The 23,056-nt window shown below is 64.0% G+C and carries 39 protein-coding genes; 23 read left to right on the top strand and 16 right to left on the bottom strand.

Features of this window, described 5'->3' with window-relative positions; translation table 11 throughout:
* Nucleotides 1-5: 5 nt before the first annotated feature.
* The 15 genes from QPK27_RS16760 to QPK27_RS16690 all read right to left on the bottom strand — a co-directional run bounded on the left by QPK27_RS16760 (nt 6) and on the right by QPK27_RS16690 (nt 6,918).
* On the bottom strand, nt 6-266 hold the full coding sequence (locus tag QPK27_RS16760; RefSeq protein WP_290419392.1) for a DUF4224 domain-containing protein: 261 nt from the start codon (nt 264-266) through the stop codon (nt 6-8).
* Nucleotides 250-456 (bottom strand): hypothetical protein, encoded by a 207-nt coding sequence (locus tag QPK27_RS16755; RefSeq protein ID WP_290419391.1) that lies wholly within the window; start codon nt 454-456, stop codon nt 250-252. Before QPK27_RS16755 ends, QPK27_RS16760 begins: the two co-directional genes overlap by 17 nt.
* Nucleotides 456-1,118: a hypothetical protein gene (locus QPK27_RS16750; protein WP_290419390.1), complete on the bottom strand. Its 663-nt coding sequence runs from the start codon at nt 1,116-1,118 to the stop codon at nt 456-458. Before QPK27_RS16750 ends, QPK27_RS16755 begins: the two co-directional genes overlap by 1 nt.
* Nucleotides 1,111-1,341, bottom strand: a complete 231-nt coding sequence (locus QPK27_RS16745) for a hypothetical protein (protein ID WP_290419389.1) — start codon at nt 1,339-1,341, stop codon at nt 1,111-1,113. The genes QPK27_RS16750 and QPK27_RS16745 overlap by 8 nt, the downstream gene beginning before the upstream one ends.
* Nucleotides 1,338-2,720: a hypothetical protein gene (locus QPK27_RS16740; protein WP_290419388.1), complete on the bottom strand. Its 1,383-nt coding sequence runs from the start codon at nt 2,718-2,720 to the stop codon at nt 1,338-1,340. The genes QPK27_RS16745 and QPK27_RS16740 overlap by 4 nt, the downstream gene beginning before the upstream one ends.
* Nucleotides 2,717-3,061: a hypothetical protein gene (locus QPK27_RS16735; protein ID WP_290419387.1), complete on the bottom strand. Its 345-nt coding sequence runs from the start codon at nt 3,059-3,061 to the stop codon at nt 2,717-2,719. Before QPK27_RS16735 ends, QPK27_RS16740 begins: the two co-directional genes overlap by 4 nt.
* Nucleotides 3,061-3,246 (bottom strand): hypothetical protein, encoded by a 186-nt coding sequence (locus QPK27_RS16730; RefSeq protein WP_290419386.1) that lies wholly within the window; start codon nt 3,244-3,246, stop codon nt 3,061-3,063. The genes QPK27_RS16735 and QPK27_RS16730 overlap by 1 nt, the downstream gene beginning before the upstream one ends.
* A complete protein-coding gene (locus QPK27_RS16725; protein WP_290419385.1) occupies nt 3,243-3,371 on the bottom strand; it encodes a hypothetical protein in 129 nt (42 codons plus the stop codon). The genes QPK27_RS16730 and QPK27_RS16725 overlap by 4 nt, the downstream gene beginning before the upstream one ends.
* A gap of 94 nt (nt 3,372-3,465) precedes the next feature.
* Nucleotides 3,466-3,855: a hypothetical protein gene (locus QPK27_RS16720; RefSeq protein WP_290419384.1), complete on the bottom strand. Its 390-nt coding sequence runs from the start codon at nt 3,853-3,855 to the stop codon at nt 3,466-3,468.
* Complete coding sequence (locus tag QPK27_RS16715) at nt 3,852-4,034, bottom strand: hypothetical protein (protein ID WP_290419383.1); 183 nt, start codon at nt 4,032-4,034, stop codon at nt 3,852-3,854. Before QPK27_RS16715 ends, QPK27_RS16720 begins: the two co-directional genes overlap by 4 nt.
* 2 nt (nt 4,035-4,036) lie before the next feature.
* Complete coding sequence (locus tag QPK27_RS16710; protein ID WP_290419382.1) at nt 4,037-4,174, bottom strand: hypothetical protein; 138 nt, start codon at nt 4,172-4,174, stop codon at nt 4,037-4,039.
* 7 nt (nt 4,175-4,181) lie between these two features.
* Entirely contained in the window at nt 4,182-4,658 is a 477-nt protein-coding gene (locus QPK27_RS16705; RefSeq protein ID WP_290419381.1) for a hypothetical protein, read from the bottom strand.
* 382 nt (nt 4,659-5,040) lie between these two features.
* Complete coding sequence (locus QPK27_RS16700) at nt 5,041-5,556, bottom strand: hypothetical protein (protein WP_290419380.1); 516 nt, start codon at nt 5,554-5,556, stop codon at nt 5,041-5,043.
* A gap of 198 nt (nt 5,557-5,754) precedes the next feature.
* The gene (locus QPK27_RS16695) at nt 5,755-6,216 is read right to left on the bottom strand and encodes a hypothetical protein (protein ID WP_290419379.1); all 462 of its coding nucleotides are present in this window, start codon (nt 6,214-6,216) and stop codon (nt 5,755-5,757) included.
* Between the two features lie 9 nt (nt 6,217-6,225).
* A complete protein-coding gene (locus QPK27_RS16690; RefSeq protein WP_290419378.1) occupies nt 6,226-6,918 on the bottom strand; it encodes a S24 family peptidase in 693 nt (230 codons plus the stop codon).
* A 115-nt stretch (nt 6,919-7,033) separates the two neighbouring features.
* On the opposite strand from QPK27_RS16690, the gene QPK27_RS16685 reads away from it, so the two are divergent.
* The 11 genes from QPK27_RS16685 to QPK27_RS16635 all read left to right on the top strand — a co-directional run bounded on the left by QPK27_RS16685 (nt 7,034) and on the right by QPK27_RS16635 (nt 12,117).
* A complete protein-coding gene (locus tag QPK27_RS16685; protein ID WP_290419377.1) occupies nt 7,034-7,246 on the top strand; it encodes a YdaS family helix-turn-helix protein in 213 nt (70 codons plus the stop codon).
* Nucleotides 7,247-7,319: 73 nt separating this feature from the next.
* Nucleotides 7,320-7,760, top strand: coding sequence for a phage regulatory CII family protein (locus QPK27_RS16680; protein WP_290419376.1), 441 nt, complete (start codon nt 7,320-7,322; stop codon nt 7,758-7,760).
* 32 nt (nt 7,761-7,792) lie between these two features.
* Nucleotides 7,793-8,158, top strand: coding sequence for a hypothetical protein (locus QPK27_RS16675; protein WP_290419375.1), 366 nt, complete (start codon nt 7,793-7,795; stop codon nt 8,156-8,158).
* The gene (locus QPK27_RS16670; RefSeq protein ID WP_290419374.1) at nt 8,155-8,349 is read left to right on the top strand and encodes a hypothetical protein; all 195 of its coding nucleotides are present in this window, start codon (nt 8,155-8,157) and stop codon (nt 8,347-8,349) included. Before QPK27_RS16675 ends, QPK27_RS16670 begins: the two co-directional genes overlap by 4 nt.
* Nucleotides 8,346-8,600 (top strand): hypothetical protein, encoded by a 255-nt coding sequence (locus QPK27_RS16665; protein WP_290419373.1) that lies wholly within the window; start codon nt 8,346-8,348, stop codon nt 8,598-8,600. The genes QPK27_RS16670 and QPK27_RS16665 overlap by 4 nt, the downstream gene beginning before the upstream one ends.
* On the top strand, nt 8,600-9,568 hold the full coding sequence (locus tag QPK27_RS16660; protein ID WP_290419372.1) for a hypothetical protein: 969 nt from the start codon (nt 8,600-8,602) through the stop codon (nt 9,566-9,568). The genes QPK27_RS16665 and QPK27_RS16660 overlap by 1 nt, the downstream gene beginning before the upstream one ends.
* A gap of 17 nt (nt 9,569-9,585) precedes the next feature.
* A complete protein-coding gene (locus QPK27_RS16655) occupies nt 9,586-10,311 on the top strand; it encodes a phage antirepressor KilAC domain-containing protein (protein ID WP_290419371.1) in 726 nt (241 codons plus the stop codon).
* The gene (locus QPK27_RS16650) at nt 10,308-10,499 is read left to right on the top strand and encodes a hypothetical protein (protein ID WP_290419370.1); all 192 of its coding nucleotides are present in this window, start codon (nt 10,308-10,310) and stop codon (nt 10,497-10,499) included. The genes QPK27_RS16655 and QPK27_RS16650 overlap by 4 nt, the downstream gene beginning before the upstream one ends.
* Before the next feature lie 12 nt (nt 10,500-10,511).
* Nucleotides 10,512-11,213: a DNA cytosine methyltransferase gene (locus QPK27_RS16645; protein WP_290419369.1), complete on the top strand. Its 702-nt coding sequence runs from the start codon at nt 10,512-10,514 to the stop codon at nt 11,211-11,213.
* Entirely contained in the window at nt 11,210-11,689 is a 480-nt protein-coding gene (locus QPK27_RS16640) for a nuclease domain-containing protein (RefSeq protein ID WP_290419368.1), read from the top strand. Before QPK27_RS16645 ends, QPK27_RS16640 begins: the two co-directional genes overlap by 4 nt.
* Complete coding sequence (locus QPK27_RS16635; RefSeq protein WP_290419367.1) at nt 11,686-12,117, top strand: RusA family crossover junction endodeoxyribonuclease; 432 nt, start codon at nt 11,686-11,688, stop codon at nt 12,115-12,117. The genes QPK27_RS16640 and QPK27_RS16635 overlap by 4 nt, the downstream gene beginning before the upstream one ends.
* 8 nt (nt 12,118-12,125) lie before the next feature.
* Here the strand turns inward: QPK27_RS16635 and QPK27_RS16630 are convergent, their stop codons facing one another.
* Entirely contained in the window at nt 12,126-12,884 is a 759-nt protein-coding gene (locus QPK27_RS16630) for a hypothetical protein (protein ID WP_290419366.1), read from the bottom strand.
* Nucleotides 12,885-13,070: 186 nt separating this feature from the next.
* Here QPK27_RS16630 and QPK27_RS16625 point away from each other — a divergent pair, with 186 nt between their 5' ends.
* The 12 genes from QPK27_RS16625 to QPK27_RS16570 all read left to right on the top strand — a co-directional run.
* Nucleotides 13,071-13,430, top strand: a complete 360-nt coding sequence (locus QPK27_RS16625; protein ID WP_290419365.1) for a hypothetical protein — start codon at nt 13,071-13,073, stop codon at nt 13,428-13,430.
* A gap of 447 nt (nt 13,431-13,877) precedes the next feature.
* Nucleotides 13,878-14,090, top strand: coding sequence for a hypothetical protein (locus QPK27_RS16620; protein ID WP_290419364.1), 213 nt, complete (start codon nt 13,878-13,880; stop codon nt 14,088-14,090).
* An 81-nt stretch (nt 14,091-14,171) separates the two neighbouring features.
* Nucleotides 14,172-14,390, top strand: coding sequence for a hypothetical protein (locus tag QPK27_RS16615; RefSeq protein WP_290419363.1), 219 nt, complete (start codon nt 14,172-14,174; stop codon nt 14,388-14,390).
* Complete coding sequence (locus tag QPK27_RS16610; protein WP_290419362.1) at nt 14,387-14,701, top strand: HNH endonuclease; 315 nt, start codon at nt 14,387-14,389, stop codon at nt 14,699-14,701. Before QPK27_RS16615 ends, QPK27_RS16610 begins: the two co-directional genes overlap by 4 nt.
* Nucleotides 14,702-14,846: 145 nt before the next feature.
* The gene (locus QPK27_RS16605; RefSeq protein ID WP_290419361.1) at nt 14,847-15,155 is read left to right on the top strand and encodes a hypothetical protein; all 309 of its coding nucleotides are present in this window, start codon (nt 14,847-14,849) and stop codon (nt 15,153-15,155) included.
* 10 nt (nt 15,156-15,165) lie between these two features.
* Nucleotides 15,166-16,845 carry a terminase large subunit gene (locus tag QPK27_RS16600; RefSeq protein ID WP_290419360.1) on the top strand — a complete coding sequence of 560 codons (1,680 nt, stop codon included), beginning with the start codon at nt 15,166-15,168 and terminating at the stop codon, nt 16,843-16,845.
* Nucleotides 16,845-18,152 carry a phage portal protein gene (locus QPK27_RS16595; protein WP_290419359.1) on the top strand — a complete coding sequence of 436 codons (1,308 nt, stop codon included), beginning with the start codon at nt 16,845-16,847 and terminating at the stop codon, nt 18,150-18,152. The genes QPK27_RS16600 and QPK27_RS16595 overlap by 1 nt, the downstream gene beginning before the upstream one ends.
* Entirely contained in the window at nt 18,103-18,852 is a 750-nt protein-coding gene (locus tag QPK27_RS16590; protein WP_290419358.1) for a head maturation protease, ClpP-related, read from the top strand. The genes QPK27_RS16595 and QPK27_RS16590 overlap by 50 nt, the downstream gene beginning before the upstream one ends.
* A 92-nt stretch (nt 18,853-18,944) precedes the next feature.
* The gene (locus QPK27_RS16585; RefSeq protein WP_290419357.1) at nt 18,945-20,192 is read left to right on the top strand and encodes a phage major capsid protein; all 1,248 of its coding nucleotides are present in this window, start codon (nt 18,945-18,947) and stop codon (nt 20,190-20,192) included.
* Between the two features lie 54 nt (nt 20,193-20,246).
* Entirely contained in the window at nt 20,247-20,414 is a 168-nt protein-coding gene (locus QPK27_RS16580; RefSeq protein WP_290419356.1) for a hypothetical protein, read from the top strand.
* A gap of 3 nt (nt 20,415-20,417) precedes the next feature.
* A complete protein-coding gene (locus tag QPK27_RS16575) occupies nt 20,418-20,609 on the top strand; it encodes a hypothetical protein (protein ID WP_290419355.1) in 192 nt (63 codons plus the stop codon).
* A 15-nt stretch (nt 20,610-20,624) separates the two neighbouring features.
* Nucleotides 20,625-23,056 (top strand): sialate O-acetylesterase (locus QPK27_RS16570; protein WP_290419354.1); only part of this gene is annotated, 2,432 nt, incomplete at its 3' end.

Genomic DNA, 23,056 nt, shown 5'->3' with positions numbered 1-23,056 from the left:
ACCTGTTATTGAACCTTCGAGAAATCAGGCTGCCAACCCCCTTCGCCAGCCGGCGCCGCCAGCAGCGCCGGATTGATGCCAGCGAGCTTCAGGCGCGCGTACAGCCGTCCGATAATAGGCATTCCTGCGCGATTCAGGATGAAAAGCCACCCGTTTCGCTTCAGCCATTCGACCTGGTCGTTTGCGCGCTTGCAGCCCGATATGTCGGTCACCTCGTCAGGCGTCAGCGTCTCGGACGGGAGCGATAGTTCAAATATTGCGCTCATGCGCATTCTCCTTGTTAATATTCTCGGCCATGGCCGTGTAGCACTTGCCATGGAACGCCCGCTTCGCCGCGCGCCCGCCGCCCGGCACCTGGGCGCGCACGTACCGCTCGCCGGCGTGCACGGTCAGGCCGCAGCCGGCGCACTGGTGCTGGCGCCGCGCGGTGTGCGTGATGTTGCTCAGGTCGATCATCACGGCTCCGACACACAGAGCTTGCCCATCGAGCACCCTGGCTCGCGCCGGTACGAAAGGCAGTTCTTGTCGCAGAATTCCTTCGCCGCCCGGTATGCCGCCACCGCATCGCGCTGGCCCTGGCGGTACTGCTCGGCGGTGAACAGCGGCTCGCCCGGTCCCGACAACACGCTGGCGCGCCGGTAGCCGTTCTGCACATATGCGCGCGCCGACGCGGCCGGCAGCGGCGGCAGCCCTTCGTCGTCCACCTCAGCAGGGCGAGAAGCAAGGACGGCGCGAGCCTGCCAAGCCGCCCAAGAGTTATTGGTGTAGTCGCTCCAGTACTCCAGCCCTCGCTTGTCGCCACCGTGATGAGCCTGCGCGCGGTGAACGTGCACCCCGAAATGGCTGTGATGCCACGCCTCGAATGCTGCGCGCTCGTCCACCTCACTGGTTAAACGGCTGTTATACGCCTCGCCGTTTTCTCGATTCGCGAATTGCGAAGACTCGGGCGCGGTGCTGGGCGATGGCGGGGTGGCGCGCTCGACGCGCAGCACGTGGTTGATGATCTCGCGGATCTTGCGCAGAGTCGGGCCCGAATAGACGCCTGGCCCGCGCCAGCCCATTATGCCGGCGATCTCGGCGTCGGTGATATTGCCCTTGTCATGGGAGGGGTTAGCCATGGTCGGCTCCTTGGAATTGAAGAAGTCCAGCAAGTTCAGCCTCGCAGACGGCCACGTGAGAAATGTCCTCATTCTTCAGCTTGCCTCCAACGAGATCGGCGAATGCGCGCTTTAGTAGTGCCGGAGTCGCTGCCGCGATCATGACTTGGTCGCCCTCATTCGACCCGATCATAATTGCGTGCATCAGGGCAGCGGAACCGTTCTTCGAGAATGTCGTGCTCATGCCTTTTCTCCCTCTCCCTGGCCGCCGTCGAGCTGGGCGGCGCGCAGCACTTCCTCGGCATACTGCATTTCAGCCCAAGCGAAATTCTCGTCCGTGGCGTCGCTATGAATGCGGACGATCGACATTAGCTCGCGTAGCGCCTTTTCGATCTCGGCCGGCGCTTCCGGTGTGCCGGGGGCGCTAGGGGCGGCCACTCTGCCGGTTCCACTGCACGCGTTACAGCGAAGCGAGGTCAACAGGCCGATCAGGCCGCGTCCATTGCACTGATGGCACAAAGGGCGATGCTCACGGATTTTCGGCGCGCCAGGTGCTGCGGCTTGCTGGGCGGCCGGCGCTTCGGCCTTCGCGGCAAGAGCGGCGCGGCGCTGTTTCTCAAGTTCCAGATTGGTGCGCGTCCCGTACACTGCCATGGTCAGCGGCGGAACTTCATCATCAACCGCCTGCGCGCCTTGGGACTGAGCGGCGAGCGATTCGATAATGCGGACCAACACACCCGCTTGCGTACGCCAATCGCGGTGCTCGACCGGGAATGCGGTGGACCCGTCTTCAATTTCGCGCAGGTCTTTGATGACAGCGCCCACATTCTCTGGTGTCAGGTGATGCGCGCCGCTCTCTGCATGCCCACATTCCGGGCAGGGCTCCATTACCGGCGCGTTGCCGTCTTCTGCGCTACCGCTGTTCCCGTAGCTGTATTGGCCGCTTCCGCCGCAGGTATCGCACCGTGCGCCGCTCTCTGCATGCTGGGCGGCTGGCTGATGCGCAACATAGTGCGCAATCGCGGCTTGCAGCGCCTTGTAGACGTGCGCATGCCCGATCGACGTGAGACTGCCGGGCGGCATGGCTTCGCTAAAACACGCATGCGCGCCAGTGATCCGGCCGTTCAACGCCGTGGCTTGCGATGCTTCGCCCTCTGGCTTGCTGGCTGGCGGCGCGCTTTCAATCGCTTCCAGCGCCTCATGCCATGGGCAGTTGGTGTTGCTGTGCTCGCCGATGTAAGCATCGAAATGCTTGCTGATTGCCTCCGCCAGCTTGTCGGCCCATTCGTGGTAGGTGTCGCGGTCACGCAGCGTTTCGTCCCACAGGTTATCGTCGGTCGGGCGTGCTTCGCCCTCTGGCTTGGCGCGGAGAGCAAGGGCGATTAGGGCCAGCACTGCGGCAGGGTTGGCGGCGGCGATCCAGCGGCCATTAGCTTCGCCTTCCGGCTTGCTGGTCTGCGTCGCGCTGGCAATAATCCAGCCAGGGCTGGCGACAGGCCGGACGATGTGAGTGTAGGCGTCCGAGTCTTCTTGGTAGGCCCATGGGCCAGGCGTTGCCGCGCGCGCCAGCGCTTCCAGGTGGTCGAGGTCCGGCAGTTCAGGGGATGCGGTAGGCTGGCTCATTTCGATTCCTTTGCTGGCGATGGGGCGGGACGACCGGTCAGTGCGGCCAACAGGGACGCAGCCTCGGCCATCAAGCCGCGTACTTCGTCGCTCTCATCGACGCCAGCTGCGATCAGCCGCTCCTGAACATCATGACTCCATTCGATATCAGCTTGTCCCGGCACCGCTACCTGACCGGCTTGTGCCGCGACAGGGGCGGCCGCGCGCATCGCGTCGAACACGTCGATGGCGACGTTCCGGCCGATCGGGGCGCCGTGATCGCATTCAATGGCCGCGCCGGCGGCGATCTGGTCGTTCGTCAGGAAGTTGGCGCCGGCCTGGGTGTTCTGTTCGTTGCTCATCACTTCTCCTCGTCTTGTCGGTATGTGCGGCGCGGCGCTGCGGCCGCTGCCAGTTTGTTTTCGGCCTTGGCGCGCAAGGCTTGCTCCATCGTGTGCAGCGCCTGGCAGGCGGCCAGCTGCGCGAACAGGTCGCGCGCCATCTGTTCCGGGCACTGGTAGGTGACCCGCAGTTCTTCGAACGTCACGGCCGCGCTCCGTAGAAGGCGGCTGCCGCGCGCGCTGCTGCTTCGTCGTCGGCGCGCTGCACTTCGGCCACGATGATCAGGAAGGCCAGCACGAACACCAGTGCCTGGGCGATGCGGCGGATCATTGCGGCAGCCCGGTGAGGATTGCGGTGGTGCACGCTGCGACCCAGGTCAGAACCCAGGCGACATGGCACCCGACGGCGCGCAGCGGGGGCTGGCTCATGACAGCTCCTTGAACTCGCAGGCGACAGCGCGCATGTTGGCGATGGCGGCGCCGGCGGCGCGTTGGATCGTGTCCAGCCGCGTGCGCGCCATGGCGACGTGCGCGATCGGCGCGCGCACCAGATCGTCAACCGGGACGGTGAACAGGATCCGCAGCTCGTAGCGCGCGGCGTCGGCCTGGACGTCGAGCAGGTGCTCCTTCGTCCGGATCTCGTGCCAGTGCACCGGCAGCGCATTGCGGATGCGGCAGAAGTACACCACGCTGGAGCCATCGAAAGGCGTGCCCTCATCGCCCCAGTCCAGCGGGCGGCCGGAAAAGGCGTGGTCATCGAAGCGGCGCTGCGGAACTTCCGGCGCCGGTGCTTGCGTGCTGGCGGTCATGTTCATTTTTTCGTGTCGTCCGGTTGGGTGGATGGGGTCTTGTCGTCGATCGCTTTCAGGTCGCGGTAGTAGCGCTGCGAACCGCGGTTCGCCCGGTAGTTCTTGATCGCGTCCAGATCGGCCTGCGTCATGCCCTGGCTATCGGCGCTGGACGCGCGCCAGACGCGGCGCTTTGCTCGGGCCATGGTTAGTCCTCGCAAATGACCGTGACGCCCAGGGCTCCGCCTTCGTACGCGGCGTCCTGCAGGGCATCGCGGTCGCCGATGGCGGTGTACGTGACCGGCGCGGCGTCGGCGGCGGTGCAGATGGTGATGCGGTAACGCATGTCGTCCTCACTCTTTCGTTTTTGCCCGGGCGCGGGGCTGGCGGCTCGACTTCGAGCGGGTAGGGTTGAGCGCCGCAGCTTCATCGCGCTGCTCGATCAGCAACTGGATCGCGGCGCGGGTGATCGCGGCCATAGTGGCGGCAGCGACGTCAGGGTGCTCGCCGTAGAACTCGGTGACCGCGCGCCGGCTGCTGCCGTAGGAAGCCGACACGCTGTAGTCGTCGTGGTCGTGCTTTACGTTCACGCCGCGGCGGATCGCCAGCTCGCCGGCGTCGCGCGGGTTGCGGCGGTAGCGCGGCAGGTCGACCGAGTGCAAACCGCCATACATCCCGACCAGCGACCCGCGCGCCACCTTCTGGTGCACCGGCACGTCGAAGTAGAGGCTGCGCGGCTTGAGGCCTTTCAGTTTCTTGTCGAGCATTGCCAGCTCGATCTCTTCGTCGATCGCCTGGCTGAGGTACTCGGTGTCGTATTGCTGGGCCATGCCCGGATCCTTTCGTTCGTGCCGGCGCTCCGGCGGTGTTGGTTGCGGCGGCCAGCAGGCCTCGTACTTCAAAAAGCGACGCAGAACGCTTGAGTCCTGCCAGCTACCACACAGCGCGGCTCGCTCCTTCGAAACACCGGTTGATGGGCACTTCGCAAACCGCGCTGTTTGGACACTTCCTGCTCTTCACTACAACCATAGGTTACAGCATCAAAAATGCGATTGCAAGAAAAAGTTGTAGTCAGCGGCGAAAGCAGGTAGGGCGCAACTTTCGACAAAGGCAGCTGACTTCTTGCCCGAGATGCGGGCGAAAAAATACCCGCGCTGGGCGGGGTCTACACGGAGTTCCCGCTATGGCGGGAACGATCGGCGATGAGGAATTCTAGGGGATAAAGATTGCGGGGCGGTGTCTCCGCCAGAACGATGCTTTGCCGGGGGTGCTACCCAGAGTTTCGCAGGCGCGAATATAACACCGCTCAAGTAGGCCTGGATGCGCGGCCGGTTCGGACGCCTCAATCTCATTGCAGCGAGCGCACCACGTATTGAGGTCCGCTTCGACAAAGCTGCGCTCACCTCGCGCCTCAATGTCGCGCTCGAGCAGTGCCCATTCTGAGCTGCGCTTTGCACTGTCTCGAGCCTTTGTGCCAAACCCGAACACTAGTGAGGCGGCGGTGTTGGCCGTAATTACCACCGCGCACCATTGCACAATTTGCGGATCGGCGACCTTTGCCAGCGCCGCAGAGCCAGCGAGTAGGGAAACAACTTTTACTAGACCCTCGCGCAGCTCAAATATCCGCTGGCGCTCCTGGTAGTACATTCGATTCATCAGCGCGCGCAAGCGGATGTCGCTTCGACGATTGCAAAAATGCTTCCAAAGATCAGGGTCTAGTGTGGTCATTTCCGCTCAGGTGGAGGAGGGGGAGGGCGATGCTCCGCCGGCCGAGGAACGTGATTCTTTTCTTCCCGTGGCGGTGGCGACGTCGGTTGTGTTGCCATATGCTATCTCCTTTTCCCTTTGTTTACAATCTCAGCAACTTGGCGTGCTGATTCGCCTTCAAGCTATCACTTACAGCTTCCAAAATTGCCGTGACAATTTTTAGGACTCTTCGCAGAGTTCTGCCCATTTGTCTCTAAATATTTCAGCTACGGCAAATTCCGTTATTTGATCTTTGGAAGGGTGCTCAAACTCAGCAGCGGTAAATCGCTTCATAATCACAATCTCCTTGTCCATTCGGGCGATCATGTCGTCCGTTGACTCCTCTCCAATGCGGCCGGCACCTTCGATATAGTTCGCCCCTGGCGCTACGGATATAAATTTCTTGAATCCGACATACCCGCCCATAGAATTTTTCGAATTCACCTCGCCACAAAGTACGCCTAACTTGGTCAACTTCTCATTTCGAAATTGAGCACTGGAGGGGTCGCGGAGCGCTGATTGAATAGCCTCGCGAGCTTTGGGAATTTTTATCCAGTCCTCGAATTTCCAGATAAAAATTCCTGCAAATACAACTATTATCGCCAATACTGCGCTAGAAAGTACCGCTGTCAATTTCTTCACTCAAGCCTCTTAAATATGTGTGCTCTCTTTTCTTACGACCTTCCCGATTACGATGCATTCGGCGCCTTTGCACAGCTTCCGGTGAAATCTGCGTTGGTCCGCATTGTCTGAGGCCAGCCACCACATTCCAGAATCCCGCACCATCCGCTTTACTACCACCTCGCCTTCGTAATTGACGGCATACACGGACCCATCTGTCAGTTTCTTGTCGGCCGTGTTCACAACGATCACGTCGCCGTCGTATAGGGACGGCTCCATGCTTTCGCCCTTCACAACAATTGCATACAGGTCCGACATCACCAGGCGCTCGCCGCGCACCCAGCTCGTCGGTACGCCCATCGTTTCACCGTCGTGATGCTCGGGCTCGACCTGGAACCCGGTGATGCCGGCCTGGACTTTGATGCGCACCTTCATAATTTGGGTCAGGCTCGGGTCGTCCGGCTCGACGCCGCGGACCGGAATCATGCCCGGGAAGGTCTGCGCTGCAGCGCCTGCTGGCTGGTCAAGGGCGATCCCGAACTTCAGGTGCGCCGGTGTGACGCCTAAAAATTCCGCCGCCAAGTCGAGATTCTTCCCGCGCGGCTCGGACTCGCCAGCCACCCACTTCTGCACAGCCTGCGGACTCACGCCGATGTAGCGCGCCATCTCGGATTGGTTGCCGCCGTTTTTGTCCGACAGAAGCTTCTCGATTCTCGTTGCCATAGTTTCCATTCGACCATCTTACAAGCAACCGTTGTAGATAGCACTGCAAAAATAAGTTGTAGAAGATCGCTCGTTACTGTAACCTATGGTTGTAACCAACAACGAGACCTAAGCCATGGAAACCGGTATTGCTAAAGCGATTCGACTTGCGGGAAGTCAGACCGCCCTCGGAGATCTCCTCAACCTGACCCCTCAAGCAATCCAGAAGTGGGCTGCTCACGGGGTCGTGCCAGGCGACCGATGCCGTGAGGTCGAAGCGCTGTTCGACGGTCAGGTCACGCGCTACGAGCTGAACCCAGCCGTATTTGGTGATCCATCAGAAGCCTGAGCCGGCGAGTTTCCATAACAGCATTGTCACGCACTCGATATTTCCACGCCTCATTTGTTCCCAGGAATGACACATGAACTACAAAGACGCCTTCCACCGTACCGTGCACGAAGCCCCTGGCGGCTGCGAGGCTCTGGCCGTGCGCCTGGGCTACACCGCGGGCCTGCTGCGCAACAAGGCCAACCCGAACAGCACCACCAACGTCCTGACGATGGACGACGCCTCGCGGGTGATGGAGATCACCGAGAACTACGACGTGCTGCACGCCCTGGCGCGCCAGCACGGCTTCGTGTGCACGAAGCTCGATGAGGCACCGGCCTGCGACATGGCGGTACTCGAGTCGGTTACCGGACTGTGGTCGAAGCTTGGCACGTTCGGCAACGAGATCCACCAGGCGCTGGCCGATGGCAAGGTAGACGCCAAGGAGGTAGCGGCGGTCGATAAGGCGCTGTTCAACCTGCTGCAGAAGGCGATGCAGCTGCGCTCGCGCTTCAAAGGGATGGCCGAGAAATGAACGCTCCGAGCGCCCGCCCGCCAGCCGCTGTGATGCGCGACATGCTCCTGGAGTGCCTGCGGTCCGGCCTGGAGTTCTCGACCGACATCAGCAAGCGCATCAACCTCCCTGTCGACATGATCTCCTGCCGCCTGCACCACATGCGCGCCAAGGGGCTTGTCACCAGCACGCCGTGCGCTGACAACGTGCGCGGCGGCAAGCTCAATCGCTGGCACCTCAGCACCAAGCCCACCGCCGACCAGATCGCCACCGACGACTACCCGCGTCCGCGCCGCAAGGAAACCGACGTCCGGATCGTCATCCAGCGCACGACCTACCCGGCGATCGGCATGCGCGACCCGCTCGTCGCTGCGCTGTTCGGCGCGCCGGCGGCAGCACCAGAAAGGAACCTCCCATGATTGACCAGATCATTTCCGTCGCCGGCTACGTCACCCGCGGCATCGAAGCCTATTACCGTGGCGCCGCGCGCGACGCGCACCACATGGACCCAGACGCGCCGGGCTTGGTGCACTGGCTGGCCGGCTACGACCAGGCCGCAGCTGCGAACCTGCTCAAACAACAGGCCGAGATCGTGAAGGCCGCGCCATGAGCAGGAACGTCAGCATCCTGAAATGGCTGGGGCAAGAGGGCGAGCCGCTCTCGCCGGAAGACATCCAGTTCACCACCAAGCCGGCCAAGAGCTGCCGTGGTTGCCTGTTCGAGCACCAACGCTCGGCAGTGTGCGATCGCGCCTGCCAGGCCGCGCAGCGCGCGGAGCTGGCGCACTGTGAACGCGGCTTCGTCTACGTGGCCAAGCCGGTCGACACGCGCCAGTTCTCGATCATCGAAGGGGCGCACTGATGGCCAACGGTATCGACTGGTTCCGCTGGCACCACGGCAGCGTGAACGACCCCAAGTTCGGCTTGGTGGCCAGGAAGGCGGCCGCGCGCGTCGGCGACGTCATCGCCGTGTGGGCGCTGATCCTCGAGCAGGCCAGCGCGAGCGCGGAGCGGGGCGTGTTCGGCGCCATCGACTGCGAGGCAACCGACTTCTTGCTCGGCGCCGACGACGGCACCACGGCGCGCATCCTCGACGCGATGCAGGGCCGCGCCTTGGTCGACGGCAGTCGCGTCACGCGCTGGGAAGAGCGCCAGCCGAAGCGCGAGCGCGTGGACAACACCGCGGCGGAGCGGAAGCGTGAACAGCGTGAGCGTGACCGTGAACAACGCGAGCGTGACAGTGCAAACAATGGTTCCGGTGCTGGCGTCACGCCAAGTCACGCCATGTCACACCAAGTCACGCCTAGAGAAGAGGAGAGTAGAGAAGAGAAGAACAACGACGACAACAGCGCAGGCGCGACGGCTACCGCCGCCGCTGTCGTCGTCGTCGATGCCCAGCCCCACGAACTCGACAACCCACGCGCTGCCCTGATGCCGCCGCTCGAACAGCTGCCGCAAGATCCTGCGCCAGCTATCGCCCTGTCGGTCGCCCTGCGCAAGTTCGGCGTCGACGCCAAGTTCACGCATCCCGCTGTGCTGGACTGGGCGACCCAAAAAATCCCGATGGAGGTGCTGCACGCGGCGATCGTCACTGCTCGCGAGCAGAAGGGGCCGACGGCCAAGATCGCGCCGAACTACCTGGTGCCGATCATCCGCGACCTGATGAACCCGCCTGCCGGCCCGGTGCCAGCCTATGGCAAGCCCGCGCCACCGATCCAGGTGCGCAAGCCCCAGGGGATGGACCCGAAGGGCACCGACGAAAGCTACGAAGAATACGACGCCCGCATTCGCGCCGCCGAGGCCGCGCGCCGCGCCGGCGGCAACCCATGATCACGAGGAGACGCACCATGCTGACACTGCACACCCCTGGCGCCGAAGCGACGATGTCGAGCCGCGAGATCGCCGAAATCTGCGAAGCGCGCCACAACGACGTCATCGCGACAATCGAGCGCCTGATCAACGAAGGGGTTTTACGACTTGGTCGTAATACCGCCCGGCTGCAGGCGCCCGGCGTCGCCGGCGGCCGCCCGACCATGGTCTACGACCTGGCAAAGCGTGACTGCCTGATCGTGATCTCCGGCTACAGCGCCGCGCTGCGCGCCAAGATCATCGACCGCTGGATGGAGCTGGAAGCCGCTGCACCGGCGCCAGCGCTGCCACAGTCGTTTGCCGAGGCGCTGCGCCTGGCCGCCGACCAGCAAGACGTGATCGCGGCCCAGGCCGAGCAGCTCGCCGCCGCGGCGCCGGCCGTGGAGTTCGTCGAGCGCTACGCCGACTCGACCGGCACGAAGGGCTTCCGGCAGGTGGCCAAGCTGCTGAACGCGAAGGAGAACGAATTCCGCGAGTTCCTGCTCGACTCGAAGATCCTCTACCGCCTGTCCGGCGAGCTCACGCCGCACGCGCAGCACATCGACGCCGGCCGCTTCTGCGTGAAGGCCGGCACCGCCCAGGTCAGCGGCCACGCCTACAACGCCGCTCGCTTCACCCCGAAGGGCGTGACCTGGATTGCAGGCGAGTGGGCGAAGCACCAGGTGGCGCTGCGCCAGCGCGCCGGCGCCGAGGTCGCGGCATGACCAGCGAGCACGACCCCTGCGCCATGTGCGCGTATTTCCGCCTGCCAGCCGACGGCTCGCCAACTGGCCGCTGCGTGGTCTGGGCGCGCCCGACACCCTGGAACGGCCAGATCGGCGTGCTGTTCAAGGAAGCGAAGGACCGGGCGCCGCGTGCGCGGTATGTGGCGCAGCAGCAGGAACAACAATAAGGAAACGGAGAAATGAATGAGTTGGCACTTTTCGCAGGCGCTGGTGGAGGAATACTTGCGGGCCACCTGCTTGGATGGCGCACTGCCGCCGCGGTGGAAATCAATGCCTTCTGCGCCCGACGACTCATGCAGCGACAGACTGAAGGGCACCTCGCACCATTCCCCATTTGGGACGATGTACGTACCTTCGACGGACGCCCATGGCGCGGCCATATTGACGTGGTTTCGGCGGGATTCCCTTGCACCGATATCAGCGCAGCCGGGAAGAAAGCAGGCATCGAGGGCGAGCAAAGCGGTCTCTACGTGGAGGTTGGACGGATCGTTCGCGAGGTTCGACCGCGCTTCGTCGTGCTGGAGAACTCGTCAATGCTGCCTCATCGAGGGCTCGGCGCCGTTCTCGGACTCCTGGCCTCGCTGGGGTTCGATGCTCGATGGGGAGTGCTTGGATCTGACGATCTGGGCGCCGATCACCAGCGCGAAAGGACGTGGATCGTGGCCGACTCCATGCCATGGCTCAAGCCACTGGGGTGGCACCTTCCAGGAGGTTGGGGGAAGCAAAAACAAGTTGCGCAACACCCCAACCGGGAAATTGTATGTCAACCCGGATTTCTGGGAAAACCTGATGGCATGGCCGATCGGATGGACCGGAACCGCGCCATTGGCAACGGACAAGACCCGCTCGTGGCGGCAACTGCATGGGAGCTTCTAGCATGACGCTCAACCGCTCCCCCATCGCCCGCACTGGCACCCTCAAGCAGGGCAAGCCGCTGGCGCGCAAGACGCCGATGCGCCGAACCAGCTTCAAGGCGCCCGCCGCCGGCGCCGGCCTGCTGCGCGTCGCCGCGGTGCAGCTGAAGGCCCGCAAGCCGATGAAGAAGTCACGCGCCAAGTCGACGCCAGCCCGGCGCGCCGCGCGCGGCCGCGACTGCACGCTGATGATCCCGGGCGTGTGCAACCGCGACCCGGCCACCACGGTGCTGTGCCACTCCAACCGCCTGGCCGACGGCAAGGGCATGGGCCTGAAGGCGCCGGACAGCGCGGCGTGCTTCGGCTGCAGCGACTGCCACGACGTGCTCGACGGTCGGCGCCCGCTGCCCGGCTGGATGACGCGCCAGCAGCTGGAAGACACGTTCGACCGCGCCACCGCCATCACCCAGGAACAACTGAAACAGGAAGGAATCACCGCATGAACGTCGTGTTCAACATCCCCGGCCAGCCGGTACCGAAGGGCCGCCCGAAGTTCGCGCGGCGCGGCGCGCACGTGTCCACCTACACGCCCGCCAAGACCGTCAACTACGAGAACCTGGTGAAGATGGCAGCCACCCAGGCCATGGCCGGCGCCGAGCCGAACGCCGGGCCGGTGGCGCTCTCGCTCACGCTCAACCTGCAGATTCCGGCCAGCTGGTCGAACAAGCGCCGCGCCATGGCCGCCGCCGGAACGATCGCGGCCACAAAGAAGCCCGACGCCGACAACGTCCTGAAGGGCATCAAGGATGGCTGCAACGGCATCGTGTGGCGCGACGACGCCCAGGTGGTGCGCATTCACATTGAGAAGCGGTATTCGGAGACGCCCGGCGTGCTGGTGAAGGTGATGACGGCCGGCGGGGAGGCGGCGTGAGTGCGCCGCTAGCCGCGCGGCTTAAACGTATAGGGTCTCGAAAATGCTTCTGGAGCAGTCGACTGAAGAGTCAGCAGAACTTCGTGAGCAATAGCCCTGATTGTCGCCGCAACAGCGCCAGTAAGTGGATCTCCTCGCTCATGGCCAAGTGTAATTTTTAAAGATTTCTGATCCAATTTGCCACACATCCCAAGAAATTCACCATCCTTGAATGCAATGTAATCCGCATCAAGAGAGCCATCTACGTGCGCACCGCCGTCTGTATCAGTGACTTTACGGACGACATCCATGCGAGAGAAAGCGACGCGGCGTGCATGGTTATAGGCGATTGGCTCGGTCCACCAATTAACAAAAGGAATGCGGCGAAGGCCGCGATCAAGGCCGCTCAAGTAGGGGAATGATTGCAGAGATAAAGCAGAGCTTCCGTCGGGCCCGATTTCAGCATGGACTAACACTCCAATCAGCGTGCATGTGATTGGGTGAGAGCGAGGATCCCCAAGGGCAGCCACTGAGCGCCAACGGCCATTTCGAAGACCTAGGTGATCGGTGAGGGCGATAGTGTTGCTGTTCTTTTGCGCAGATGTATGCAGCAGTATGCGGAGAACTGTGGCCATCGGCTTCGCGAGCATTGTTTTCCCGTCGTCAAAGTTCTCGCAATAGAACGTGAGAAGGTCAATCTGCTCACGTAGCCGCATCACTAACTCGCTGCGGGTTTGAGATCGTTTCGCCATTTTCACCCCCGCGCACTTTGCCGAAGACATAGTCAAAAATGCATCCTAACATCGCCAGGTGTTCACTTGCCACAGTTCACTTAAAAGAAAAATTCAATTCGGAAATTTCTTGACGGCATGTGCTACGCTGGCTCGGTCGTCCTTTAGGAGAACCCCATGACCACCGCAACGCTCGGCCTTTTCGCAGGCTCGACCCTCCGCCGAGTTCGCAAGGCGGAGGTCGTGCAATCCACCATCAACAAGCCTGACCCGTACACCATGCTGATGGCGTGCTGGGGCGACTACATGCGGGTGCCCAATCTCGACCTGGGTGGCCGCGGCATGAAGCTGGTCGGCGACGCGCCGCCCGACGCGAACGTGCACGAGGCGCAGTACATCGCCGACCTGAAGCTGGGCGAGTGCGTCAACGCGATGGTCGACAGCCTGCCGATGCGCGACCGCTGGGCCATCTACAAGAGCCAGGGCATCGCCTCGGCCTGGCGCTATCCGAATGCCAACTACGAGAGCGTGCTGTTGGAAGCGCGCGATGAACTCGAAAAGAAGTTGCGCAACAATGTTGCAACTCGGCTGTATTGGGCGTAAACTGCGCGCATGGGTGGATTCGCACGCCCGGAGAAAAGCTGATCAGCCCACCACATGGTGGGCTTTTTCGTTTACGCCGCGATGGAGGCGAACCATGAAGAACTAGATGCCACCCGGCCTGGTCACCACGTAGAAGCGCAACGAAATGTGCACGGGACCTGATCTGCCCGAGAAGTGCCGGAGCGCCCGCCCGGCGAGACTTCGAAGACGGCGCCCACGATTACGAGAACGCGAACTGGCATCGGCCAGAACAGTCGAGCGCACCCAGCGCGCACCGACGCCGGACGCTGTAACCGGCAGCCCGCCGCCCACTTGGCATATAGCCCTGGGGCTGGCCGCCTGACTGCCGTAAGCAGTCCCCGAGTCTCCTCGTCCAGCTCCAGCAGCTGGCGTTCGCCGCCCCTCGCAGCAATGCGCCGGGCGGCTTTTCTTTTTCCGAGGTATGCCATGTCCCGTGAAGTGTTCATCAAGTACAGCTCGCTGCCGCCGCGCCTGCCCATTCTGTTCGCGGCTGTGGCCTGGCTGCTGCTGGATCGGCTGAACGCGCCAGACTGGGCGCATGGCGTGCTGTGGACGTTGGTGGCGATCCTGGTGCTCGTGTTCATTCAGCGCGTCTACAAGGGCACGTTCAAGGATGTGCCCGGCTTCGGGGAGAAGTAGCGTGAGCGTCGAATCCGAGATCGTCTGGATGCGCATGCTCGTGCAGTTCGCACGCGAGCAGCTGCTCATTGCGAACGCGCCATGACCACCGCTACCTGCTACCGCCAGCAGATCGTCCGCGCCGTCACCGGCACGCGCCCGGCCATCACCTGGAACATCACGAACAGTGGCGCCCTCGATCGCATCTGCGCACGCCTGGTCGAGGCCGAGCGCGCGGCCGAGATCCTGCAGGCCAAGGGCTACGGCAAGCCGGGCCTGCTGCTGCACGAAGTCGCTGCCCTGGTGCCGGCCAAGATATGAAGCTGACCACCCTGAAGACGCGCCTGCAGTCCGCCGGCGCGCGCCTGCCCACGCTCACCGAGCGGCCGGGCGTGGTCGAGCGCAAGCGCGGCTATGCCGGCGTGCTGGACCGCAAACGCATTCGCGAGCGCGACTGCGGCCTGTGCCAGCAATGCCTACGCGAGGGGCGCACCACCGTCGGCCATCCGGTCGACCACATCGTGCCGCTCTGGGAGGGTGGCACGGACGACGACGACAACAAGGAAACGTTGTGCGTGCCGTGCCATGACACCAAGACGGCGCGCGAGGCCAAGCGGCGCGCCCGAGGCTGACCATTGCCCTGGGCGCGCCGCCTGCCCAATCCGCAGGCAGTTGCGCCCATGCAAGGGGGGGGCATCGAAAGTCCCCGGCCCCTGAGGTCCGACACCGACCTGTACCCCACGCGCAAAAAAGACCCCCTTTTCAAATGGAATTCAAATGGCCGGAGTGAAAGGACGCAGCGGCGGTGCCCGCGCTGGCGCCGGCCGCAAGCCGAACCCGGAGAACGTCGGGTCCGAATACGCCCCCTCAACCGAGGGGATGACGCCGCTCGATGCGCTCGAAACCTTCATGAATGACCCGGCGCTGCCGGCAGCGCTGCGGCTCAAGGCCATGGGCCTGGCTGCGCCGTTCCGGCACAAGAAGATGGGCGAAGGGAAGGCTGACCAGAAGGGTAGCGGCGCTGGCGCCGAGCCCTCCGGCCGATTCGCGCCGCGACAGGGGCCGCGAGGAGCGGTCAAGCATTAGGAGTTGATCAATGGATTACACGACGGCGTGTCCAGACTGGGAGCGCCGGATCGTGGCGCGGGAGTCGCTGATTGCGGCCCCGCCATTGTTCCCTGATGTGGCGGCCGAGGCCTGGGCGATCTGCAGTAGCTTCATCCTGGTCGACGTCGCCGGCCAGCCAACGGTGGGCGAGTCCTCGCTACCCTGGCTGCGCGAGTTCGTCGAGGCGGTGTTCGGCGCCGAAGACCCGGAGGCGGGTCGGCGCCACATCAACGAGATCATGCTCATGGTGAGCAAAAAGAACGCCAAGAGCACGATCGCCGCGGCCATCATGCTGTGCGCGCTGATCATGAACTGGCGACCGTCCGCCGAGCTGCTGATCCTGAGCCCGACCAAGGAAATCGCGGACAACAGCTACAAGCCGATCCGAGACATGATCAAGGCGGATCCGGAGCTTGAGGCCCTGTTGAAGGTGCAGGATTACTTCCGCACCATCACGCACAAGACCACCGGCGCGACGCTGAAGGTTGTCGCCGCTGACAGCGACACTGTGTCGGGCAAGAAGGCGTCGTTCGTCTTCGTCGACGAGCTGCATGAGTTCGGCAAGAAGGCCCATGCATCGAACATGTTGCTTGAGGCGACTGGCGGCCTGACGTCTCGCCCGGAGGGCTTCGTCATCTACGCGACCACGCAGTCGGCCGAGCCGCCGGCGGGTGTGTTCAAGGCGAAGCTGGACTACGCGCGCAAGGTGCGCGACGGCCTGGTGGTGGATCGCAAGTTTCTGCCGGTGATCTACGAGTTTCCGACGGCGATGCTCGAGGCGAAGGCCTACGAGGATCTGGAGAACGCCTACGTCACCAACCCGAACTGGGGCGCCTCGGTCGATATCGAGCGAATCACGCAGCTGCGCAGCCAGGCCAAGGAGGCCGGCGAACAGGAGTTCAAGGAGTTCATGGCCAAGCACCTGAACGTCGAGATCGGCTTGAACCTGCGGTCGGACCGCTGGGCCGGCACCGACTTCTGGGAGGCTGCGGTCGATCGTTCCATCACCCTGGACACGCTGCTCGAGCGGTCGGAGGTGGCGGTGATCGGCATTGACGGCGGCGGCCTGGACGACCTGCTGGGCCTGTCTGTTCTGGGGCGCGAGCGCGAAACCGGCAAGTGGCTCCTCTGGTGCCACGCCTGGGCGCACAAGATCGCGCTAGAGCGGCGCAAGGAAATCGCGCCGCGGCTGCTGGACTTCCAGCGTGAGGGCGACCTGACCATCGTGGCGCAGCCCGGCGACGACGTCATGGCGGTGGCGGATCTGATCTGCTACGTGCGCGACTCGGGCCTGCTGCCGGAAGAGAAGGGCATCGGCGTCGACGCAGCCGGCATCGGCGACGTCGTCGACGAGCTGATCACCGAGGCCCGCGGCATCGACATGAAGCAGATCATCGCGATCTCGCAAGGCTACCGCCTGAACGGCGCGATCAAGACCACCGAGCGCAAGGTCGCCGGGCGCGAGCTGCTGCACGGCGGCCGCGCGATGATGGCCTGGTGCGTCGGCAATGCTCGCGTCGAGGACAAGGGCAATGCAATCCTGATCACGAAACAGGCCTCTGGCAAGGCCAAGATTGACCCGCTGATGTCCGCGTTCAGCGCGGTGTCGCTGATGGCGCTGAACCCCGTCGGGGCGGCGGCGCCGGAAATTTACGTATTGGACTTCTGATGACCGGACAACTATTGAACCTGGAGGCGAACCAGCACCGCTCGCGCGTGCTCGACTCCTGGATCGCCGGTCGCGATGGCGCTGCCGAACGAACTGGCGTCGTCGCCCTGGGCGAGAATTCCAGCGGCAGCCTCACCATGAGCGAGCTGGCTAACCTGATTGGCGCAGCGCACCGCTCGTCGTCCGGCTCCCAGGTGACGGCCGAGACCGGCATGCGCGTGTCGGCCGCCTACGGCTGCATGTCGTTGATCGCCGGCGCAATCGCCACGCTGCCGCTCGGCATCTACGAGCGCAAGGGCAATGATCGCGACTCGGCGGATCATGAGTACTGGTGGATGCTCAACGAAAAGGCCAGCGACGGCTGGTCGGCCTCTGCAGCCTGGGAGGCGCTGATCCTGTCGAAGTTGTCTCACGGCGATGGCTTCGGCGAGTGGATCCGTCCAAGCCCGTTCAGCAATCGCGTAACGGGGTGGAAGCCGCTCAAGCGGCAGACGGTCCAGCCCTTCAAGGACGGCAAGGAAGTCTATTACCGGATCACTCCGGACGACGGCCCTGTGTATGTACTGGACCGCGCAGACGTCATCCACCTGCCAAGCTTGGGCTTCGACGGCCTGACCAGCCCTAGCCCGCTGACCTATGCGGCGCTGGAGGCGATCGGCACCGCGCTGGCAGCTCAGGAATACACTGGACGCTTCCTCGCCGGCGGCGGCAACTTCGATTACGCGCTGAAGACGGCGTCGAAGCTGGATAAGACCCAACTGGAGCAGTTGAAGGCATCGCTGATCGCGCGCGCGCAAAACGGCGGGCGCGGCCCACTGATCTTGTCGGGCGGCCTGGAACCGGCGCAGCTGAGCGTGAACTCAAAGGATGCCGAGATCCTGGCTACCCGCCTTTTCACGGTGGAGGAAATCTGCCGCATCTTCGGCGTGCCGCCCTTCATGGTCGGCCATACCACCAAGACCACCTCCTTTGGCTCTGGCATCGGCGAAATGGGTATGGGATTTGTCCGCTACACGCTGCAGCGACACCTGACCCCCATTACGCAGGAGGTGAACAGCAAGCTGTGGCCAGTGCGCCAGCGCTTCTTCGTGGAGCACATCACGGCGGCGCTGGAGCGGGGTGATATTAAGGCCCGCTACGAAGCATATCGCACAGCCCTGGGTCGCGCCGGCGAACAGCCATTTATGGACGCTACCGAAATCCGCCGGTTGGAGAACATGCCGCCCAACGCAAAATTGAACCTGAATGGAGGCACGAGTGCCGAACAGCCTGACCAAGCTCCTGGCGAGCAACAAGAAGCGCCCTGAGCGCGTGCCGCAGTCGAAGATTGTCGCCAAGGATGGCGGCGACACCGAAATCTACATCTACGACGCGATCGTGGCCGACGAGGACACCGCGTACTGGTGGGGCGGCGTGTCGGCCGAGGCCCTGGTGCCCGAGATCCGCGCGATCAAGGGCGGCACGATCCGCCTGCGAATCAATAGCCCGGGCGGCGACGTGTTCGCGGCCCAGGCGATCTGCCAGGCCATCCGCGACACCGGCGCCAAGGTCGTTGCGCACATCGACGGCTACGCCGCCAGTGCGGCGACCGTCATCGCCACCGCGGCCGACGAGGTCGAGATCTCGGACGGTGGCTTCTTCATGATCCACAACGCCTGGACCTGGGCAATGGGCAACGCGAGCGACCTGACGGCGACGGCGACGCTGCTGTCGAAGGTCGACGCCTCGCTGGCCGGCCAGTACGCGAAGAAAAGCGGCATGAGCGTCGACGACGTGAAGGCCGCCATGGACGCTGAGACCTGGTACACCGCCGACGAAGCGGTCGCAGCCGGCCTGGTCGACCGCATTGCCGAAGGCAGTAAGGTCGAGGCATCGTGGGACCTGAGCGCCTACGCGAAGGCGCCGAAGCCGGCGCCGACCAACCAGATCGACCCAGCCGCTACGGAGGAGCACCGCGCTCGCCAGCGGCAGCGCATCACCACGATGGCGCGCCTCCAAGTTAGCTGACGCTCTCGCGCCGACTAAACCAGCCACCTCCGGGTGGCTTTTTTTATGCCCACCGGCCGCGAGAGCGGACCACCCCATTCGAAAGGTTCTACATGACCAAGCTCGCACAACTGCGCGCGCAACGCGACACCGTGGCCAAGAAGGCTCACGACCTGAACAACAAATACCCGGCCGACCAGCGCATGCCGGCCGCCGAGGCCGAAAAGCTGGACTCGATCCTGGCTGAAATCGCTGACATCGATGCCGAGATCAGCCGCGAAATGCGCGTGGCTGAGCTGGCTGGCGACAATCCCGAAGCGCAGCACCGCGCAGCCGTGGAAGCGGCTCAACGCCAGGGCACTGGCGCAACCGACGAAGGCACTGCGCTGCGCGCCATGCTGGCCGGTGGCTTGTCGAACCTGACGGCCGAGCAACGCAATGCAATGCGTGCGCGTGTCAACCAGGACATCCAAGGCGCGATGTCGACCACGACCGGCTCGGAAGGCGGCTACACCGTGGCGACCGAGTTCAGCCGTTCGCTGATCCAGGCGATGAAGGCGGCATTCGCGGTTCGCAGCGTGGCAACCGGCATCCAGACGTCGACCGGCGCCCAGATGCTCTTCCCGACTGCCGATTCCACCCAAGAAGAGGGCGAGATCGTCGGCCAAAACTCCGGCGCCAGTGCGGGCGAAACCGGCTTCGGCTCGGCATCGATGGACGTGTACAAGTATTCGTCCAAGTCGATCGCCTTGCCGTTCGAACTGATCCAAGACTCGATGTTCAACATCGAAGCCTACATCGTCGAGCTGCTGCGCCTGCGCCTGGGTCGCATCCAGAACCGTCACCACACCGTCGGCACCGGCGCCGCCCAGCCGCGCGGTGTTGTCACCGCCTCCGCCGCCGGCAAAGTGGGCGCGACCGGCTCGGCCACGACCGTCAGCTACGAAGACCTGGTCGACCTCGAGCACTCGGTTGATCCGTTCTACCGCCCGGCAGGCCGTCTGATGATGCACGACGACAGTCTGCGCTCGATTCGCAAGATCAAGGACGGCCAGGGCCGCCCGATCTTCGTTCCTGGCTACGAGCAGGGTAACCCGGGTGGCGCACCCGATCGCCTGATGGGTCGCGAGATCGTGATCAACCAGCACATGGCGCCGATGGGGGCGAATGCGAAGTCGATCCTGTTCGGCGACTTCTCCAAGTACCTGATCCGCGACGTGATGGACGTCACCCTGTTCCGCATGACCGACTCGAAGTACACCGAGAAGGGCCAAGTCGGCTTCCTGGCGTTCTGCCGCTCTGGCGCGAACATGGTCGACGTGGGCGGCGCGATCAAGCACTTCCAGAACAGCGCGACCTGATCGTAATCGGCGGGCCGGCCTGGCGCCGGCCTCCATCCACCACTGGAGAAAACCATGGCAGAAGCCAAAAAGAAGAAAGCGCGCGTGCTCGTCGCGTGCGAGTTCGGTCAACCGAACGATGTCGTCGAGATCGATGCGGCCCAGGAAAAGGGCCTGGTCGACGTGATCGACGCCTCGCCGGAAGCGGTCGCCTACGCGGAATCGCTGGCCGCCGGCCAGTAATCCATGAGCCCCGGTACCGCCGCCTGGCTCGCAAGCCTGCGCGCTGAGGCGGAGGCAGCGGGGCCAACCGCAACCACCGTTACCGGCACCGTCCGCGGTCGACCGGTGCGGGCGGTCATCTTCTCAGACGAATTTGTCGGCAAGTCCGACGAGGAGTTGCTGGCGCTCGTGCGCGAGCGTCTTTTGAACCCCTGACCGGTAGGCCGCTACATGATCAAACTCGACCGCGCCGCCGGCAACCAGTCAATCAGCACGCCTGACCACGTGGTGCTGGTTTTCCCGAACGGTGACTGGCTACTGCTTGCCATTGTCGGCTTCGACGGCGTGGTAGCCGGGAACGTCACGCAATACCATTTCTCGTCGGGCGCTTTCGGTGCGTCAGGCTCACTGAATGTCGTGCACTACGGCGACGGCGTGTCCGGCACCACGCTGCGCAGCCGCATCGCCGTCTACGCCGACACACTGTCCAATGCAAATGCGCCGGCGCTGCTGAGCACCACGCAGTTCACCGGCGGCCGCCACCTGATCGCTGTGCAGCGCAGTGGCGGCACGCAGTCACCTCTTGCTACTCTGTACAGCTGCCCGGTCTTGGCGACCGCGCCGATCGACGATAGCGCCGTGATCACGGAGGCGACGACGACCAATGCGGCCATCCTCAAGGAGCTGAACGGCAGCGGCTTCATGTTCGGCTCGCGCGTCGACAATACGGCGGACCGCAAGAGCGATGGGTCTTATTCGCGCATGTTGCGCCTCAACCGCGCGCTCACGAAATTCGAAATCGCCCAGCTCGCAGCCGGCAAGGAGATCTCGGACCTCGGCTACACCCCGGTGCTCTATGTGCGCGGCAGCGACATCGCCGACATCGCGGACCGCGGCCCGAATGCGCTCCCGTTCACGCTGGCCGGCTCGCCGACCACCAGCGCGGAGCCGACGTTTGCCTACAGGGAGGGCGTCAGCGAGCCGCCGGCGGCGGCTGACGCGGTGACCGTCAGCAACGCGGAGCCGCTGCAGGTGGTGCCGTCTACCGGCACTGGCGCGACGGTGACGTTCACCGGCGCACTGAGCGGTACCCAGCCAACTGGCGTCGAGGTGCGCATGATCGCGCCCGATGGCGCGCCTGGTAACTGGGTGGCGCTCCAGTCGGCGACTATCGGCGCGACTGCGTACAGCGGAGTGCGTGCAGTACCAGACGGCGGGCCGTACCAGTTCCAGGCCCGCACGAAGAGCGGCAGCGCCGTGCTGGCGGAAAGCCAGTATTCGACTGCCAAGATCCTGGTCGGCGACGCGTGGATCAACTGCGGCTCGTCCAGCTCGGATTACCTGTTCACCGACAAAAGCGGCACTGGCTTTACGGTGGCGCCCGATACCGCGGTGATGAGCGGCACCACGCCGGCCTGGTCGGCGATGAGCAGCACCGGCGCGGCAACGCGCATGGCGGACGAGCTGGCGACCGTGGCCGGCAAGCCAATCGCGTGGCTCAACTACGGCGTCGCCGGCACCACGCTGCGCACGTGGCTGGACCCGAACAGCACGCAACGCAAAGACTTGGCACGCGCAGTGGCGGCCGTCAAGGGCAAGATTTTCGGCGCGTACATCACCGTGGGGGCGAACGACGCCTACAACGGTTGGATCACGTCGAGCGCGCAGCACGAAGCGGACATGCAGGCACTGATCGAAGTCCTGCGCACGCTGACTGGCAACCCCGATCTCAAGATCATATGGGTCGGCTCGCCGCCGCGGCAGCTGCTCAATCCGGTGCAAGCCGATCGACTGCGCCAGGCTGAAAGCAGGATCGGGAACTATCCCGGCGTGGTGCAGGTGCAGGCGCTGCAGTTCGCGCCGGCGTCGGACAATGTGCACCTGGCGCCGAGCCTCGACGGATACGCCGCCTGTGGCTCGATGGCGATGCATCAAGCCGGCCGCGCCTTCTACCTCGGGGAAGACCCGAAGATGGTGCGCGGCCCTCAGCTGGCGTCGATGACGTATGCCGGCACCAAGGTTCGCTGCGTGGTCACCACGCGGGATGGGACGAGCTTCAACCCGGCTGCGCCTGGCGGCTTCACCGTCCAGAACAAACAGCTGGACGGCAGTTACGTGACGCTGAGCGGAATCACGGCGCAGCGCGTCAACGCCGGCCTGATCGAGATCGAGTGCGGCGTGGCGCTGGTCGAGCCGATCGTGAAGTATCTGTCCGGGTCGGCGCCGAACATGACCAACGCTGTTTTCAGCAACGGCGCGCTGCCGTTGCCGATGACGGTGGAAACCGAAATGGTGGCGACGCAGGCTGCGGCCGTGCCAGATACCACGGCGCCGGTGATGAGCGGCGCGATCAGCATCACGAATGTCACCACGAGCGGCGCCACGCTGTCCTTCCAGGCGGCGACGGACGACGTCGGTGTGGCGGGCTACGAGTACAGCATCAACGGCGGCACGAGCTATGTGAATGCCGGGCTGTCGCGGTCGTTCACTGTATCGGCGTTGACCGCGTCGACAACGTACCCGGTGCGCGCGCGGGCCTACGACGAAGCCGGCAACCGCTCGGCGCCGCTGTCGGCCAGCTTCACCACCCTGGCCAGCGAGCCGCCGGTGGAGATCGTCATCGACGCCAGCAAGATCCCGGCCAGCCGCAAGGTCGTGTTCCC

This window comes from Massilia sp. YIM B02443, assembly GCF_030411955.1.
GTDB lineage: Bacteria > Pseudomonadota > Gammaproteobacteria > Burkholderiales > Burkholderiaceae_D > Telluria.
The sequence above is the reverse complement of the archived record's forward strand: the minus strand, read 5'-3'. Positions and strand labels throughout refer to the sequence as shown.

What these genes read in the sequence shown, in the direction of transcription:
- QPK27_RS16760 (WP_290419392.1), bottom strand. Translation starts at nt 266, where the DNA reads ATGAGCGCAATATTTGAACTATCGCTCCCGTCCGAGACGCTGACGCCT.
- QPK27_RS16755 (WP_290419391.1), bottom strand. Translation starts at nt 456, where the DNA reads ATGATCGACCTGAGCAACATCACGCACACCGCGCGGCGCCAGCACCAG.
- QPK27_RS16750 (WP_290419390.1), bottom strand. Translation starts at nt 1,118, where the DNA reads ATGGCTAACCCCTCCCATGACAAGGGCAATATCACCGACGCCGAGATC.
- QPK27_RS16745 (WP_290419389.1), bottom strand. Translation starts at nt 1,341, where the DNA reads ATGAGCACGACATTCTCGAAGAACGGTTCCGCTGCCCTGATGCACGCA.
- QPK27_RS16740 (WP_290419388.1), bottom strand. Translation starts at nt 2,720, where the DNA reads ATGAGCCAGCCTACCGCATCCCCTGAACTGCCGGACCTCGACCACCTG.
- QPK27_RS16735 (WP_290419387.1), bottom strand. Translation starts at nt 3,061, where the DNA reads ATGAGCAACGAACAGAACACCCAGGCCGGCGCCAACTTCCTGACGAAC.
- QPK27_RS16725 (WP_290419385.1), bottom strand. Translation starts at nt 3,371, where the DNA reads ATGATCCGCCGCATCGCCCAGGCACTGGTGTTCGTGCTGGCCTTCCTG.
- QPK27_RS16720 (WP_290419384.1), bottom strand. Translation starts at nt 3,855, where the DNA reads ATGAACATGACCGCCAGCACGCAAGCACCGGCGCCGGAAGTTCCGCAG.
- QPK27_RS16715 (WP_290419383.1), bottom strand. Translation starts at nt 4,034, where the DNA reads ATGGCCCGAGCAAAGCGCCGCGTCTGGCGCGCGTCCAGCGCCGATAGC.
- QPK27_RS16710 (WP_290419382.1), bottom strand. Translation starts at nt 4,174, where the DNA reads ATGCGTTACCGCATCACCATCTGCACCGCCGCCGACGCCGCGCCGGTC.
- QPK27_RS16705 (WP_290419381.1), bottom strand. Translation starts at nt 4,658, where the DNA reads ATGGCCCAGCAATACGACACCGAGTACCTCAGCCAGGCGATCGACGAA.
- QPK27_RS16700 (WP_290419380.1), bottom strand. Translation starts at nt 5,556, where the DNA reads ATGACCACACTAGACCCTGATCTTTGGAAGCATTTTTGCAATCGTCGA.
- QPK27_RS16690 (WP_290419378.1), bottom strand. Translation starts at nt 6,918, where the DNA reads ATGGCAACGAGAATCGAGAAGCTTCTGTCGGACAAAAACGGCGGCAAC.
- QPK27_RS16685 (WP_290419377.1), top strand. Translation starts at nt 7,034, where the DNA reads ATGGAAACCGGTATTGCTAAAGCGATTCGACTTGCGGGAAGTCAGACC.
- QPK27_RS16680 (WP_290419376.1), top strand. Translation starts at nt 7,320, where the DNA reads ATGAACTACAAAGACGCCTTCCACCGTACCGTGCACGAAGCCCCTGGC.
- QPK27_RS16675 (WP_290419375.1), top strand. Translation starts at nt 7,793, where the DNA reads ATGCGCGACATGCTCCTGGAGTGCCTGCGGTCCGGCCTGGAGTTCTCG.
- QPK27_RS16670 (WP_290419374.1), top strand. Translation starts at nt 8,155, where the DNA reads ATGATTGACCAGATCATTTCCGTCGCCGGCTACGTCACCCGCGGCATC.
- QPK27_RS16665 (WP_290419373.1), top strand. Translation starts at nt 8,346, where the DNA reads ATGAGCAGGAACGTCAGCATCCTGAAATGGCTGGGGCAAGAGGGCGAG.
- QPK27_RS16660 (WP_290419372.1), top strand. Translation starts at nt 8,600, where the DNA reads ATGGCCAACGGTATCGACTGGTTCCGCTGGCACCACGGCAGCGTGAAC.
- QPK27_RS16655 (WP_290419371.1), top strand. Translation starts at nt 9,586, where the DNA reads ATGCTGACACTGCACACCCCTGGCGCCGAAGCGACGATGTCGAGCCGC.
- QPK27_RS16650 (WP_290419370.1), top strand. Translation starts at nt 10,308, where the DNA reads ATGACCAGCGAGCACGACCCCTGCGCCATGTGCGCGTATTTCCGCCTG.
- QPK27_RS16645 (WP_290419369.1), top strand. Translation starts at nt 10,512, where the DNA reads ATGAATGAGTTGGCACTTTTCGCAGGCGCTGGTGGAGGAATACTTGCG.
- QPK27_RS16640 (WP_290419368.1), top strand. Translation starts at nt 11,210, where the DNA reads ATGACGCTCAACCGCTCCCCCATCGCCCGCACTGGCACCCTCAAGCAG.
- QPK27_RS16635 (WP_290419367.1), top strand. Translation starts at nt 11,686, where the DNA reads ATGAACGTCGTGTTCAACATCCCCGGCCAGCCGGTACCGAAGGGCCGC.
- QPK27_RS16620 (WP_290419364.1), top strand. Translation starts at nt 13,878, where the DNA reads ATGTCCCGTGAAGTGTTCATCAAGTACAGCTCGCTGCCGCCGCGCCTG.
- QPK27_RS16615 (WP_290419363.1), top strand. Translation starts at nt 14,172, where the DNA reads ATGACCACCGCTACCTGCTACCGCCAGCAGATCGTCCGCGCCGTCACC.
- QPK27_RS16610 (WP_290419362.1), top strand. Translation starts at nt 14,387, where the DNA reads ATGAAGCTGACCACCCTGAAGACGCGCCTGCAGTCCGCCGGCGCGCGC.
- QPK27_RS16605 (WP_290419361.1), top strand. Translation starts at nt 14,847, where the DNA reads ATGGCCGGAGTGAAAGGACGCAGCGGCGGTGCCCGCGCTGGCGCCGGC.
- QPK27_RS16600 (WP_290419360.1), top strand. Translation starts at nt 15,166, where the DNA reads ATGGATTACACGACGGCGTGTCCAGACTGGGAGCGCCGGATCGTGGCG.
- QPK27_RS16595 (WP_290419359.1), top strand. Translation starts at nt 16,845, where the DNA reads ATGACCGGACAACTATTGAACCTGGAGGCGAACCAGCACCGCTCGCGC.
- QPK27_RS16585 (WP_290419357.1), top strand. Translation starts at nt 18,945, where the DNA reads ATGACCAAGCTCGCACAACTGCGCGCGCAACGCGACACCGTGGCCAAG.
- QPK27_RS16580 (WP_290419356.1), top strand. Translation starts at nt 20,247, where the DNA reads ATGGCAGAAGCCAAAAAGAAGAAAGCGCGCGTGCTCGTCGCGTGCGAG.
- QPK27_RS16575 (WP_290419355.1), top strand. Translation starts at nt 20,418, where the DNA reads ATGAGCCCCGGTACCGCCGCCTGGCTCGCAAGCCTGCGCGCTGAGGCG.